The following is a 13,273-nucleotide window of genomic DNA, read 5'->3' as shown; positions in this document are numbered from 1 at the left end:
CCCGAGAAACCCGAGCCGGAGCAAAAAGAGGCTGCTTAAAACAGCTTTGCGCGACAACTATCTTGAAAAACGCCGCCCCCAGTGCGCTGCTGTTAACCTGCGAGATAGCAACAATCGCTTTCATGGCGCTCTTCCGAGAGATTGATTGTCGTTTGGCTATCTTAAGGGCGATGCTGATAGTTGAGAAGGGGGCTTTGGCGGTAATCTGTGTTGGATCAATAAATTAGTCATTGAGGCGTGGGTTGAGAGACAAACTCATTTGGCAGAGAATGCAAAGCTACCCTCACCCCAGCCCTCTCCCGGAGGAAGAGGGGGCAACACGCCGAGAGCTGCAAGCGGGGAGAAGCAACAAAAAGAAAGGGAGCCGGTCAGGCTCCCTTTCTCATGGTTATGGCGTGGTTATGTGAACTGATAACTCAGGGCCACAAACAGCCGACCCCATACCCGACTTTATCTATTGGTCGCGGCCTTCATCCCTTCCACAAACTCTTTCAGACGAGTGAGCATATGCTCCGGGTTCTGGTGGTGGGTCTCGATGATCTTCACCACGGCGGAGCCGGAGATGGCACCGGCGGCGCCAGCCTTGATCGCGTCACGCACCTGGGCCGGTTCGCTGATGCCAAAGCCGAGCAGGGCGGGGGGGGCGTTGAACTCGCGCAGGGTGTTGATGAGCCCCTCCACCGGCATGCCGGCCTTGGTCTCGGCACCGGTCACGCCGGCGCGGCTCACCAGATAGGTGTAACCGGAGCCCAGCTCGGCAACAGCCTTGAGCGTCTCGGCATCGCCGTTGGGCGGGGCGATAAAGATGCTGTCGATGCCGAACTTGTCGGCGGCCGCCTTGTAGGGTTCGCACATCTGCACCGGCACGTCCGCCACCAGCACGGAGTCCACCCCTGCCTGCTGGCACTTCTCGTAGAAGCCGTCGATGTGGCGCACATAGACCAGGTTCGCGTAGACCAGGAGGCCAATGGGCAGCTGCGGGTACTTGGCGCGGATGCGGGCGAGCAGGCCGAAGCAGTCGTCCGGGGTGGTGTGGCTGGCAAAGGCACGCAGGGCTGCGCCCTGAATGGTGGGGCCGTCTGCCACCGGATCGGAGAAGGGAATGCCGAGTTCGAGGGCGTCGGCGCCCCCTTCGACCAGGGCATCGACGATGGCCAGGGACAATTCGGGGGTGGGGTCACCCAGCATCACGAAGGGCACGAAGGCGCCCTGATTGGCCTTGTCCAGACGGGAAAAGAGTTGTGCGTAACGGTTCATGACAAGGTTCCTTCTTTTTCAAAGATGTCGGCAACGGTGAAGATGTCTTTGTCGCCACGGCCGGAGAGGTTGACGATGAGCACCTGCTCTTTTTCCGGTTCACTGCGGGCCATCTTGAGGGCATGGGCCAGAGCGTGGGAGGACTCCAGCGCGGGGATGATGCCTTCGGATTTGGCCAGCTCCTGGAAGGCGTCCAGCGCCTCCTTGTCGGTTACCGAGGGGTACTCGGCGCGGCCGATGGCGGCCAGATGGGCGTGCTGGGGGCCGACGGAGGGGAAGTCCAGCCCCGCCGAGACGGAGTAGGACTCCTGAATTTGGCCCTGATTGTCCTGCATCAGGTAGGAGTGCATGCCAAAGAAGACCCCCTTGCTGCCGTGACCGAGCGGCGCGCCGTGCTCGCCACTCTCGATGCCGTGACCGCCCGGCTCGACGCCGATCAGGCGCACCGACGGCTCATCGATAAAGTCGGCAAACATGCCGATGGCGTTCGACCCGCCGCCGACGCAGGCGATCACCGCATCGGGCAGCCGCTCCTCCTTCTCGAAACACTGGGCCTTGGCCTCTTCCCCGATCATCTTCTGGAACTCCCGCACGATGGTGGGGAAGGGGTGGGGGCCGGCGGCGGTGCCGAGCAGGTAGTGGGCGGTTTCATAGTTGGCAGCCCAGTCCCGTAGCGCCTCGTTGCAGGCATCTTTGAGGGTGCTGGAGCCGGAGTGCACCGGGATCACGGTGGCGCCCATCAGCTTCATGCGAAATACGTTCGGTTTCTGGCGCTCGCAATCCTTGGCACCCATGTAGACCCGGCACTTGAGGCCGAGCAGGGCGCAGGCCAGCGCCGTCGCCACGCCGTGCTGACCGGCGCCGGTCTCGGCGATGATCTCGTGCTTGCCCATGCGCTTGGCGAGCAGGGCCTGACCCAGCACCTGGTTGGTCTTGTGGGCGCCGCCGTGCAGCAGATCCTCACGCTTCAGATAGAGGCGGGTCTTGGTGCCCTTGGTCAAATTGCGGGTGAGGGTGAGCGGCGTCGGGCGACCGGCGTACTCGGTCAGGAGTGCCTGAAACTCGGCGACGAAGGCCGGATCATCCTTGGCATCGACGAAGGCCTTCTCCAGCTGGAGCAGGGCGGGGATGAGGATCTGGGGCACATACATACCGCCAAATTCACCGAAAAACGGATTGAGCAGGGTCATACATTATTCCTTGTGCTTATGGGCAAACGCAGTTCATTAATTCGTTGAATGAGTCATGGGGGCGCTCACAGTTGGCGCAGGGCGCCAAAGGCAGCCGCCAGCTTGTGGGCATCCTTCCTGCCCGGGGCACTCTCCACCCCGGAGTTGAAATCAAGGCCGAGGCAGCCCACTTGCGCGGCATCGAGGGCGTTGTCGGGATTGAGGCCCCCCGCCAGCATCAGCCTGGATTTATCGAGATGGGCCAGCAGGGCCCAGTCGAACGCCTGACCGGTGCCGCCGCTCTGGCTGCCAACTTTGGTATCAAGCAGCAGGCGATCCGCCGGGTAGTCGAGGGTGGGCAGGGGCTCGCCACTTGTGACTCCAACCGCTTTCCAGATCTGGCAGCCTGCCGGCAGCAGGGGGCGCAGGGTCTCGACATAGGCGGCATCTTCATCCCCGTGCAGTTGCACGGCGGCGAGCCCCAGCGCATCCACCGTCTTGGCGATGGTGGCGGGCTGGGCATTGCGAAACACCCCGACGTAAGAGAGCGGCGCACCCGCCATCACGGCGCGGGCGGCGGGAATGTCCACGTAGCGCGGGCTTTTCGCCACAAAGATAAGGCCGCCGAACACGGCCCCCGCCTGATGGGCGGCGGCGGCGTCCTCGGGACGGGTCAGGCCGCACACCTTGTTCTGGCCGAGCACGAGCTTGCGCACCGCGGCCTCCAGATCCGGCTCCGCCATGAGGGAAGAGCCCACCAGGAAGCCCTTGGCGTGGTGGCGCAGGGCCGCCACCTGGGCGCGGTGGTTGATGCCGGATTCGCTGATCACCACCCGATCCCCCGGGATCCTGGCCGCCAGTTGCTGAGTGCGGGCAAGATCGACGCTCAAATCCCGCAGATCCCGGTTGTTGATGCCAATCACCGGGGCGCCGAGGTCGATGGCGCGGGTCAGCTCCTCCTCGTTGCTCACCTCGGTGAGCACCCCGAGGCCCAATTCTTTTGCGACCGCAAACAGGGCACGATATCCGTCGTCGGTGAGCACCGAGAGCATCAGGAGGATGGCGTCCGCCTGATAGTGGCGGGCCAGATAGACCTGATAGGGGTCAATCATGAAGTCCTTGCAGAGCACCGGCTGCTGGACGCGGCCGCGTACCCGGGGCAGGAAGGCGAAATCCCCCTGGAAGAACTTCTCGTCCGTCAGCACCGAGATGGCGGTGGCGTAGTGGCCATAGATGTCGGCGATGGCCTCCGGGCTGAAGTCGTTGCGGATCAAGCCCTTGGAGGGGGATGCCTTCTTGCACTCCAGAATGAAGCGGGTGGAGCCTTTGCGCAGATCCCCCTCGAAGTCCCGATCGCTCGGGGTGAGCGCGTCCTGGAAGCTCGCCAGGGGCTGGCTCTCCTTGCGGGCGGCGACCCACTCCTGCTTGGCCGCCACGATCTTGCCGAGGATGGTCTGGCTGATGGAGGCCATGTTCAGAAAGGCGTGGGGAGCAATGACATCTGACATCTCGTTATCCTTGCGAAGCTGGCTGTTGCCCGTCGGGCGTTCTGGGTGAGTGCCCCTGGGGCACGCTGTGGTGGTGGCTGACATCATGCCTCCTGATGGCTCAGGGTAGCGAGATCCCGGGCGAGGAGGGCGGCCTGGCCGCTTGCCAGCACCGCCAGCACCCGGGCGGCGGCCTGCCTAAAGTCCGGGGCCTCGCCCGCCATCACCAGGAGCGGCGCCACGTTGGCGGCGATGGCGGCGTTGTGGGCCGGGCTGCCGCGCCCTTCCAGGATGGCGGCGGTGATGGCGCGGTTCTCCTCGGGCTCACCGCCCTGGATGGCGCTGACCGGGTAGGTGTCGAGGCCAAAGTCCGCCGGGGTGAGCAAGTACTCGCGAATTTCGCCGTCGCGGATCTCCGCCACCTGGGTCGGGCCGTGGATGGCAATCTCGTCGAGACCGGCGCCGTGCACCACCATACCGGTTTTCAGGCCGAGTGCCAGCAGGGTTTCGGCGATGGGGCGCACCAGCTCGGGGGCATAGACCCCCATCAGCTGGAAGCTGGGGCGAGCGGGGTTGATAAGCGGCCCCAGCACGTTGAACAGGGTGCGGGTCTTGAGGGCCTGGCGCACCGGCATGGCGTGGCGCACCCCGGCGTGGTACTGGGGGGCGAACAGGAAGCAGACCCCGAGCTCGTCCAGGCAGCGGCGGGCCTGAGCCGGGCTCATGTCGAGCTTGATGCCCATTTTATCGAGCAGGTCGCTCGACCCCGACTTGCTCGAGACCGAGCGGTTGCCGTGCTTGGCCACTTTCAGGCCGCAGGCGGCGGCCACCAGGGCCGAGGTGGTGGAGACGTTGATGGTGTTGAGGCCGTCCCCTCCGGTGCCGACGATGTCGCAGAAGGCATAGTCCGGGCGCGGAAAGTCGCGCGCTTCGGCCAAGAGCGCCTCGGCGGCGCCGGCGATCTCCTCCGGGGTCTCCCCCTTGATCTTGAGGGCGGTCAAAAGGCTCGCGAGCACGATGGGATCCACTTCACCACGAACCACCTGGCCGAAGGCGTCGCGGGCGGCGTCGCGGGTGAGAGACTGACCCTGATAGAGGGTGTTGAGATGTTGATGCATGGTCTCTTCCTTACCGCACGTGGCTTTCTGGACGGGTGACATGGGCGAGGGCCTGGGTGAGCAGGCGGGCCCCTTCGCTGGTCATGATGGATTCCGGGTGGAACTGGAAGCCCAGCACCCGCTCGTCACGCTGCTCGATGGCCATGGGCATGCCCTGATAGTGGGCAATCACCTGCAACTCTTGTGGCACATAGGTGGCCACCAGGGAGTGGTAGCGGGCCACCGGCAAGGGGCTCGGCAGCCCCGCGAAGGCGCCATGGCCGTTGTGCTCGATGAGGGAGCGCTTGCCGTGGACGATTTCCCCCGCCGCCCCGACGGTGCCGCCGTAGGCTTCGCACAGGGCCTGATGACCGAGGCAGATGCCGAGGATGGGCACCCGGCCCCGGGCCAGCTTGATGAGATCGATGAGGCAGCCCGCCTCATGGGGAGCGCCCGGCCCCGGGGAGAGCACCAGCACGGCGTCCCCTTCGCAGGCGTCGATCTCCTGCATGATGCGGCTCGCAGGCAGGCTGTTGCGGTAGATGCGCACCGGGTAGCCCAGGGTGCGGAACTGGTCGACGAGGTTGTAGGTAAATGAATCGAAGTTGTCGAGCAGGAAGATATTAGTCATGGGACTGCTCCTTCGAAGTGCGGAACTGGTCGGCCAAAGCGTTGTAAGTGAACGAGTCGACGTTGTCGAGCAGGAAGATGTTAGTCATGGCTCACGTCCTTGTGTTGTTCCTGCTGGGCGCTGAGGGCCTGCAGGGAGGTGCCATGGCTGGCAGCGATGGCGGCCAGCACGGCCGCCGCCTTGGCGCGGGTCTCGTCCGCCTCGGCCTGGGGTTTGGAGTCATAGACCACCCCGGCGCCGGCCTGGACATGGGCGACCCCCTCTTTCACGAAGGCGGAGCGGATGACGATGCAGGTGTCCATCTCCCCTGCGCCGTTCAGGTAACCCACGGCGCCGCCGTAGCTGCCGCGACGCTTGCCTTCCACCATGCGGATAAGCTCGCTGGCGCGCAGCTTGGGGGCACCGGTCAGGGTGCCCATGTTCATGCAGGCCTGGTAGGCGTGCAGGGCGTCAAGGTCGGCGCGAAGGGTGCCCACCACCCGGGAGACCAGGTGCATGACGTGGCTGTAGCGATCCACTTTCAGCAGATCCTTGACGTAGCGGGTACCGGGGGCGGAGATGCGGGCGATGTCGTTGCGGCCCAGATCCACCAGCATCAGGTGCTCGGCCACCTCTTTCTCGTCCTGACGCAGCTCCAGCTCGATGCGGCCGTCCAGATCCAGGTTGATGCTGCCGTCCGGGTTGAGGCCGCGGCGGCGGGTACCGGCGATGGGGTACATCTCCACCTGGCGGCTGTTGGCGCAGAACTTGACTGCGCTCTCGGGGGAGGCGCCAAACAGGGTGAAGCCCTCGTCCTGCACGTAGAACATGTAGGGGCTGGGGTTGGTCTGCTTGAGGCGGCGATAGGCGGCGACGGGATCCGGGCAGGGGAGGGAGAAGCTGCGGGACGGCACCACCTGGAAGATGTCACCACGGCGGATGAAGCCCTTGAGCTTCTCGACCTCGGCGCAGAACTGCTTGTCCCCCTTGTCGACGGCCAGGGCGCCGGTCAGCGGCGCCGTGCCCTGTGGCGCAGGCAGCGGCTGCTGACAGGCCTGTTTGAAGGACTCGAGGCGAGCGGTCAGGCGGGCGTAGCGCGCGTCCAGTTGCTCATCCTCTTCACCGCCGAACAGGCAGGCCAGCAACTGGGTGCTCTGCTTGATGTGATCGATGGTGATCAGAGTCTCGGCCACATAGAAGCAGTAGTCAGGGCAGTCGTTGCTCCCCTCTGGCACCTCGGGCAAGTCTTCAAAGGAGGCGATGAGGTCGTAGGCGAAGCTGCCCGCCATGAAGAGGGCCTCTTTGCCCTGCTGGCATTGCAGCTCCCTCTGCAGGGTGCGCAGCACGTCCAGCACGCTGCTGCCCTTGAGGCGGCTGTCTTCGTCAAGCTCCCGATCGGACGCCGGGAAGTCGAGGTGCAGCTCGTCCGCCACCCGGGTCTGGGTGATGACGGCGGGCAGGCGCTGCTCCAGCAGGCGCAGCAGGGCGGCGCCGTTGTCGCCGAGGGGGCGCACCTGCACGGCGCGGCCGCGGCACTCGATGCGCAGGCAGGCGTCCACCAGCAGCAGGCTCTGGGTGCCGGCCTTGGAGTCGATCTCCACCGATTCGAGCAGCAGGTTGTTGGGTCTGTCCTGGCAGAGTCGGGTATAGAGTGCCAGGGGGTCTGTCACATAGGGGGCATTGAGCCGGATGGTATCGAATTCGCCCAGGGGCAAACGGGTCTTGTTGCCTGTCATAATGCCTTCCCTTGCATGTGTTGTGTGTCACCGATGGTCATGGCGCTGTCTCTCTTGAAAATGGGTCGGGTTCGGGTCACGTCAGCGAGTTCGCCATCGCCATGTCAGTGTGCTTCTCTGAATTGTCGGTTTCATCACAGGTCCATTTGCCGGATAATAAAAAAGCCCGCTGGGGTCAGCGGGCTTTTTCTTTGGGTTCTTAACTTGCTGTCAGATTACAGGTACAGCAACGACCACACGCCCGCATGTCAGGGAGTGTGCCACCACCAGATGGTCAGGATGGAAGTCGCTTGCATGAGATTGAGTCCTGTAAAAAGATGTTTGCAATGAAGTGCCTACAGAAAACGATAAAGCCGCGGCCAAGTCAAGTCGCTTTTTTGCCGGCCTTTTCCAGGCAGGTCCCAAACAAGAGCGAAACACGCCGATGAGATTCGATCTTCATTGCCACACCACCGCCTCGGACGGGGTGCTGAGCCCCGCCGACCTGGTGCGCCGCGCCGCCGAAAAAGGGGTGGAGGTGTTAGCGGTCACTGACCACGATACCCTCGACGGGCTTGAGGAGGTGCGCCAGACCATCTCGGCCGATCAGTTGCCACTGCGCCTGGTGAGCGGGGTGGAGATCTCCACCGGGTGGGAGCATCACGAGATCCACATCGTGGCCCTCGGGGTGGATGAGAAAAATCCCCAGTTGCTCGCCTTTCTGGCAGGGCAGCGGGCTCGCCGGGAGGCGCGCGCCGAGGAGATCGGGCGTCGTCTGGAGAAGTGCCTCATCCCGGGCACCTATGAAGAGGCCAAGCAGCTTGCCGGTGACGCCGCCGTGACCCGGGCCCACTTTGCCCGGGTGCTGGTGGCGCGCGGGGTGGCCGATAATATGCAGAAGGTGTTCAAGAAGTACCTGAGCCGGGGCAACAAGGGCTATGTGCCCGCCGAGTGGCCCGGGATGGGGGAGGCCATCGAGGTCATCCACGCCGCAGGCGGGCTGGCGGTGCTGGCCCACCCGAGCCGCTACAATCTCACCGCCAAGTGGATCAAGCGGCTGCTGGTGGCCTTCAAGGCCGTCGGGGGGGATGCCATGGAGGTCTCCCTGCCCCAGCAGAGCCCACAGGAGCGGGCGAATCTCGGCCAGTGGGCCAGGGAGCACGATCTCTATATTTCGGTGGGGTCCGATTTTCACTTCCCCTCCAACTGGACCGAGCTTGGCCGCCACCTCTGGCTCCCCAAGGAGGGGATGCCGCTGTGGCTGGGTCACCCCGGTCATTTTGGGCTCACACCCGAGGAGCATGCGGGCCTGCTGGCCAGCCGCTGACCCCCCGGGCCGGCATCTTTGATGCAGGCGAGTCTGCGTCAAACAGGTTAAGGTAGTGTCATGGGCCAAGGGGCCCTTGACCATGAAGCGGGCAACGAGCGTGCCCCCTATCGCGAGAAGAGCATATGAGTCAGCATTTTTACGTACATCCCGACAATCCCCAGGTTCGCCTCATCAGCCAGGCGGTGCAGATCCTGCAAAACGGCGGCGTCATCGTCTATCCCACCGACTCCGGCTACGCCCTGGGCTGCCAGATGGGCAACAAGGATGCCCTGGAGCGCATCTGCCGCATCCGTCGCATCGAGCCGAACCACGACTTCACCCTGGTGTGCCGTGATCTCTCGGAGATCTCCACCTATGCAAAGGTGGACAACACCGCCTTCCGGCTGGTCAAGAACAACACCCCCGGACCCTACACCTTCATCTTCAAGGCCACCAAGGAGGTGCCGCGTCGCCTCATGAACGAGAAGAAGAAGACCATCGGTATCCGGGTCCCGGCCAACAACATCGCGCTGGCCTTGCTCGAGGCCCTCGGTGAGCCGCTGCTCTCCACCACTCTGATCCTGCCGGGCTCCGAGATGGCGGAGTTCGACCCCGAGGAAATTGCCGACAAGCTCGGCAAGCAGCTGGATCTGGTGGTCAACGGCGGGTATCTGGGCGAGCAGCCCACCACTGTGGTGGACTTCTCCGACGACGAGCCCGTGCTGCGTCGCCGCGGTGCCGGGGATCCGACGCCGTTTGAGTGATCTTGCCGACCCCGTGCCCGCGCTGACAACCCCCGCGGGCACGACGGGGGAGGCTTCCCTTCCCCCGCCCATCGCCACCGTGCTGGGGCAGCCCTACCATGAGCTGCCCCAGGACTTGTTCATCCCCCCCGATGCGCTGGAGGTGTTTCTCGACACCTTCGAGGGGCCGCTGGATCTCTTGCTCTACCTCATCCGGCGCCAGCAGCTCGATATCCTCAACCTGCCCATCCTGCAGATCACCGCCCAGTACATGGAGTACGTGGATCTGATGCAGGGCCTCAACCTCGAGCTGGCTGCGGAATACCTGCTGATGGCGGCCTGGCTCGCGGAGATAAAGTCCCGCTTGCTGCTGCCCAAGGCCCCGGAGCTGGAAGACGAGGAGGAGGGAGAAGATCCCCGCGTCACCCTCATTCGTCGCCTGCAGGAGTACGAGCGCTACAAGCTGGGGGCGGAGCGGGTCAATGCCCTGCCGAGGGTGGAGCGGGAGATCTTCGTCGCCGCCGCCATGGCGCCGGATTTTGGTGCCTTGAAGCCATTGGCGCCCGATGTTTCTCTGGTTGAACTCGCCCTTTACATGCAAAGTGTGGTAAAACGCGCGACTCATTTTGAACATCACCAGATCCGCCGCGAGCAGATCCCGACCCGGGTAAGGATGGCGGAGATCCTCGCCATGCTCTCCCTGGGCCAGGCCCTGCGCCTGGAGCAGGTGCTGCGGGCCGAGGAGGGGCGCATGGGGGTGCTGGTGACCTTCCTGGCCCTGCTGGAGCTGTGCAAGGAACAATTGATCTGGATTTTGCAGGCGGAGCCCCTGGGGCCCATCCACTTTGCCCTGGCAAGTCAGGAGACGGCGCATGAACATGTACACTGAGCGGCCGCTCACGGCCATGGGCACAGCCCGGGAGGCCTGTCGTGGCGCTGCCCGCTGAACGGCTGAAGACCCTGATCGAGGCGGCCCTGTTCGTCGCTGGGCGCCCGCTCAACGTCAGCGAGCTCAAGGGCAGCGTGCTGGCGGATTACCCGGTCACCGGCCGCTATGTGCAGCTGCTGCTGGCGGAGCTCAAGAAAGACTATGAGACGCGGGGGGTCGAGCTCAAGGAGGTCGCCTCCGGCTGGCGCTTCCAGGCCCGCCAGGAGTATGCCGAGGAGCTGTCTCGCCTGTGGAGCGAGCGGGCGCCCCGTTATTCCCGCGCCGTGTTGGAAACCCTGACCCTGATTGCCTATCGTCAGCCCATCACCCGGGCCGAGATAGAAGCCATCCGCGGGGTGGCGGTCTCGAGCCAGATCGTCAACACCTTGAAAGAGCGCGGCTGGGTGCGCAGCATAGGACACAAGGAGGTGGCGGGTCGTCCCGAGCTGCTCGCCACCACCCGCGAATTTCTGGACTATTTCAATCTGCAGAGTCTGGAGCAGCTCCCCGAGCTGGATCCCGAACTGCCCCATCCCTTGTCGCTCATGCCGGACGAGGGAGGCGATGGGCGGCCCGCTGCGGGCCGTCTTGCGCATGAACATGGTGAGGATGCCCGCGAGGCGGCCTCACAGACATCCATGCTGTCCGCGATGTCGGCGGGCAGCGATCAACAATCAGGTAAACCCGATGAGTGAAAAACTGCAAAAAGTATTGGCCCGCGCGGGTCAAGGCTCCCGTCGTGAGATGGAGGCCCTGATCACCGCAGGTCGGGTCAGCGTGGATGGCAAGGTCGCCACGCTGGGGGATCGCGTCGAAGTGAACGCCGTGATCCGGGTGGATGGCCACCAGGTCAAGACCCGCGCCGCAGAGGAAGTGATCTGCCGCGTGCTGGCGTACCACAAGCCCGAAGGGGAGATGTGTACTCGCCATGATCCGGAAGGGCGTCCCACCGTGTTTGATCGTCTGCCGAAGATGGATGGCGCCCGCTGGATTGCGGTCGGCCGTCTCGACGTCAACACCTCCGGTCTGCTGCTGTTCACCACCGACGGCGAGCTGGCGAACCGCCTGATGCACCCGAGCCACGAGGTGGAGCGGGAATACGCGGTGCGCGTCTTTGGCGAGATCACCGAAGCCATGCTTCAGCGCCTGCGCAAGGGCGTGCAGCTGGAAGACGGCATGGCCAAGTTCAACAAGATCAAGCCGGCCGGCGGCGAGGGGCTGAACCAGTGGTTCAACGTCACCCTGACCGAGGGCCGCAACCGGGAAGTGCGCCGCCTGTGGGAGTCCCAGGAAGTGCAGGTGAGCCGCCTGATGCGCATCCGCTACGGCGACGTCACCCTGGATCGCGGCATCCCGCGCGGCGGCTGGCAGGAGCTCAAACTCCCCGAGGTGAACTACCTGCGCGGCCTGGTCAACCTGCCCAACGAAACTGAGTCCAAGGTCGATCTGCAGCAGGATGGCAAGGCCGGTCGCCACAAGCAGGCCGCCCAGATCCGCCGCGCCGTGAAGCGCCACAAGGAGATGCAGGGCAAGGAGCCGCGCGCCCGCAGCACCACCGCCCGTCGCAAGCCGACCTCCTCCACCCGCAATTCCGGCACCGGCAGCAAGTAAGTCCGGCGTCACGAATAGGATGCCATCTACCCAAACCAGTAAATTCTCACGCTGGTATGATCTAAGTAGATATTATTAATGTGGATTTGAAATGAAAAGGTCAACCTTAGAAGGTTGGCCTTTTTTTGTGCCTGACATCATGAAGAACGGCATAACGTCTTCTAAGACGTTATGCCTCGAAGTTTCTATCAAGGAACAATATGTTTTATTATAGGTATTTTTTTCACAACTACAGTAAATAAATATGAAAGAGTGAATACTGCAAAAGTTGTTACAGGAACAAAATATAGTGGATTTCCGGAGAGAGAGTTCAGTACAAACCCTAGATTCCCTTTGTCTAATAGCATAAGGAAAATAGGATGGACAAGGTATATGCCAAAACTTGCCGATGATATTGAGTACACCCATGGTGTGATTCTATGTAATGATATAGTGTGGCATGACTCAATAAGGTGTTTAAGAATAACAAATAACGCTGCTGACATAAAAATTACATTTGGTGAAGCGTAGCTGTAAAAGTAACCGGAATATATCCCACTATTATTTTTAGTCAACCAAAAGGTGCCATAAGCTGTTACTCCGATAGAAGTGATGAGTAATGGTAATATTTTAATGTGCGTGTTTTTGGGGAGGTTTATATTACCCAATAAAAAACCAAGAACCAGAAATCCTACATTTCCTGCAAACATGCTTAGATCTATATTTGAAACGACCCCCGTGATTAATCTTATTGCAGGGATGATTGAATAAGCGAACAGCCACAAAACAACAAAATAAATCAAGTGAGCTCTATCCAAATTAATCATCATTCCTCTTAGTATAGGCATGGATAGATATAAGCCTACAATTGCATACATGAACCATAGATGGTTGTAAGCAGGGGATAAAATTATACTCCATAATGCCTTTGGAGAGAGTTCTAGACTTTCTTCATAGAAAATCCTCCATGCTATGTAAATTATAGACCATGCAAGCAAAGGTATTATTGCTTTATTTATTCTCTTTTTAATAAAGTCACTAACATTTTCTTCTCTGTTTATAAGAAGGTATCCAGACAGCATGAAAAATAATGGAACACTACATCTTACTATAGAATCATAGATATTTCCTATCCACCAATAGTACTCAGATATATATTTCATCTTATATAGTATTGGGGCAGCGGAATGTAGCATGACTACACCAAGAATGGCGAAAGTTCTGACATATTCTACCCAGATTTTTTTGCTTTTATCTGACATATGTAATCTCAATAAACAGTATCAGGTGTTCATGTACAGGACCTTAAGCGGCGAGTCCATTTAAAACGCCTTCCAAGGTCCTGTTCTGTATCGACTTTCTCTGCTT

The 13,273-nt window shown here is 61.5% G+C and carries 12 protein-coding genes; 5 read left to right on the top strand and 7 right to left on the bottom strand.

Annotation, left to right across the window (positions count from 1 at the left end):
• Positions 1-450: 450 nt before the first annotated feature.
• From trpA to PG887_RS20005, 6 genes are all read right to left on the bottom strand, one after another.
• Positions 451-1,257, bottom strand: coding sequence for a tryptophan synthase subunit alpha (gene trpA, locus PG887_RS20035; protein WP_039039197.1), 807 nt, complete (start codon positions 1,255-1,257; stop codon positions 451-453).
• Entirely contained in the window at positions 1,254-2,447 is a 1,194-nt protein-coding gene (gene trpB / locus PG887_RS20030) for a tryptophan synthase subunit beta (protein ID WP_052814848.1), read from the bottom strand. Before trpB ends, trpA begins: the two co-directional genes overlap by 4 nt.
• A gap of 65 nt (positions 2,448-2,512) precedes the next feature.
• Positions 2,513-4,018 carry a bifunctional indole-3-glycerol-phosphate synthase TrpC/phosphoribosylanthranilate isomerase TrpF gene (gene trpCF, locus PG887_RS20025; RefSeq protein ID WP_270822736.1) on the bottom strand — a complete coding sequence of 502 codons (1,506 nt, stop codon included), beginning with the start codon at positions 4,016-4,018 and terminating at the stop codon, positions 2,513-2,515.
• Positions 4,018-5,031: an anthranilate phosphoribosyltransferase gene (gene trpD, locus PG887_RS20020; protein ID WP_010673697.1), complete on the bottom strand. Its 1,014-nt coding sequence runs from the start codon at positions 5,029-5,031 to the stop codon at positions 4,018-4,020. Before trpD ends, trpCF begins: the two co-directional genes overlap by 1 nt.
• A 10-nt stretch (positions 5,032-5,041) precedes the next feature.
• Positions 5,042-5,641: an aminodeoxychorismate/anthranilate synthase component II gene (locus tag PG887_RS20015; RefSeq protein WP_039039194.1), complete on the bottom strand. Its 600-nt coding sequence runs from the start codon at positions 5,639-5,641 to the stop codon at positions 5,042-5,044.
• Between the two features lie 80 nt (positions 5,642-5,721).
• Entirely contained in the window at positions 5,722-7,356 is a 1,635-nt protein-coding gene (locus PG887_RS20005) for an anthranilate synthase component 1 (protein ID WP_041213211.1), read from the bottom strand.
• A gap of 424 nt (positions 7,357-7,780) precedes the next feature.
• Between PG887_RS20005 and rnm the strand changes: the two genes are divergently transcribed.
• The 5 genes from rnm (at position 7,781) to rluB (ending at position 11,926) form a co-directional block, all read left to right on the top strand.
• On the top strand, positions 7,781-8,662 hold the full coding sequence (rnm, locus tag PG887_RS20000; protein WP_270822734.1) for an RNase RNM: 882 nt from the start codon (positions 7,781-7,783) through the stop codon (positions 8,660-8,662).
• Between the two features lie 125 nt (positions 8,663-8,787).
• Positions 8,788-9,408: an L-threonylcarbamoyladenylate synthase gene (locus tag PG887_RS19995; RefSeq protein ID WP_010673702.1), complete on the top strand. Its 621-nt coding sequence runs from the start codon at positions 8,788-8,790 to the stop codon at positions 9,406-9,408.
• The gene (locus PG887_RS19990) at positions 9,401-10,276 is read left to right on the top strand and encodes a segregation and condensation protein A (protein WP_270822732.1); all 876 of its coding nucleotides are present in this window, start codon (positions 9,401-9,403) and stop codon (positions 10,274-10,276) included. The genes PG887_RS19995 and PG887_RS19990 overlap by 8 nt, the downstream gene beginning before the upstream one ends.
• Positions 10,277-10,317: 41 nt before the next feature.
• Positions 10,318-11,010, top strand: coding sequence for an SMC-Scp complex subunit ScpB (scpB, locus tag PG887_RS19985; RefSeq protein ID WP_043759282.1), 693 nt, complete (start codon positions 10,318-10,320; stop codon positions 11,008-11,010).
• Entirely contained in the window at positions 11,003-11,926 is a 924-nt protein-coding gene (gene rluB, locus PG887_RS19980; protein WP_042074648.1) for a 23S rRNA pseudouridine(2605) synthase RluB, read from the top strand. Before scpB ends, rluB begins: the two co-directional genes overlap by 8 nt.
• Positions 11,927-12,114: 188 nt before the next feature.
• Here rluB and PG887_RS19975 read toward each other — a convergent pair whose 3' ends face one another.
• Positions 12,115-13,167, bottom strand: a complete 1,053-nt coding sequence (locus PG887_RS19975) for an acyltransferase (protein ID WP_270822730.1) — start codon at positions 13,165-13,167, stop codon at positions 12,115-12,117.
• Positions 13,168-13,273 lie beyond the last annotated feature (106 nt).

It is taken from the genome of Aeromonas sp. QDB14 (assembly GCF_027707845.1).
In the GTDB taxonomy this organism is placed as follows: Bacteria; Pseudomonadota; Gammaproteobacteria; order Enterobacterales; family Aeromonadaceae; genus Aeromonas; species Aeromonas caviae.
The sequence above is the reverse complement of the archived record's forward strand: the minus strand, read 5'-3'. Positions and strand labels throughout refer to the sequence as shown.

Excerpts from the sequence above, each read along its gene's own strand:
- trpD (WP_010673697.1), bottom strand. The coding sequence starts at position 5,031 with ATGCATCAACATCTCAACACCCTCTATCAGGGTCAGTCTCTCACCCGC.
- trpCF (WP_270822736.1), bottom strand. The coding sequence starts at position 4,018 with ATGTCAGCCACCACCACAGCGTGCCCCAGGGGCACTCACCCAGAACGC.
- rnm (WP_270822734.1), top strand. The coding sequence starts at position 7,781 with ATGAGATTCGATCTTCATTGCCACACCACCGCCTCGGACGGGGTGCTG.
- trpB (WP_052814848.1), bottom strand. The coding sequence starts at position 2,447 with ATGACCCTGCTCAATCCGTTTTTCGGTGAATTTGGCGGTATGTATGTG.
- trpA (WP_039039197.1), bottom strand. The coding sequence starts at position 1,257 with ATGAACCGTTACGCACAACTCTTTTCCCGTCTGGACAAGGCCAATCAG.
- PG887_RS19995 (WP_010673702.1), top strand. The coding sequence starts at position 8,788 with ATGAGTCAGCATTTTTACGTACATCCCGACAATCCCCAGGTTCGCCTC.
- PG887_RS20015 (WP_039039194.1), bottom strand. The coding sequence starts at position 5,641 with ATGACTAATATCTTCCTGCTCGACAACTTCGATTCATTTACCTACAAC.
- PG887_RS19975 (WP_270822730.1), bottom strand. The coding sequence starts at position 13,167 with ATGTCAGATAAAAGCAAAAAAATCTGGGTAGAATATGTCAGAACTTTC.
- PG887_RS20005 (WP_041213211.1), bottom strand. The coding sequence starts at position 7,356 with ATGACAGGCAACAAGACCCGTTTGCCCCTGGGCGAATTCGATACCATC.
- rluB (WP_042074648.1), top strand. The coding sequence starts at position 11,003 with ATGAGTGAAAAACTGCAAAAAGTATTGGCCCGCGCGGGTCAAGGCTCC.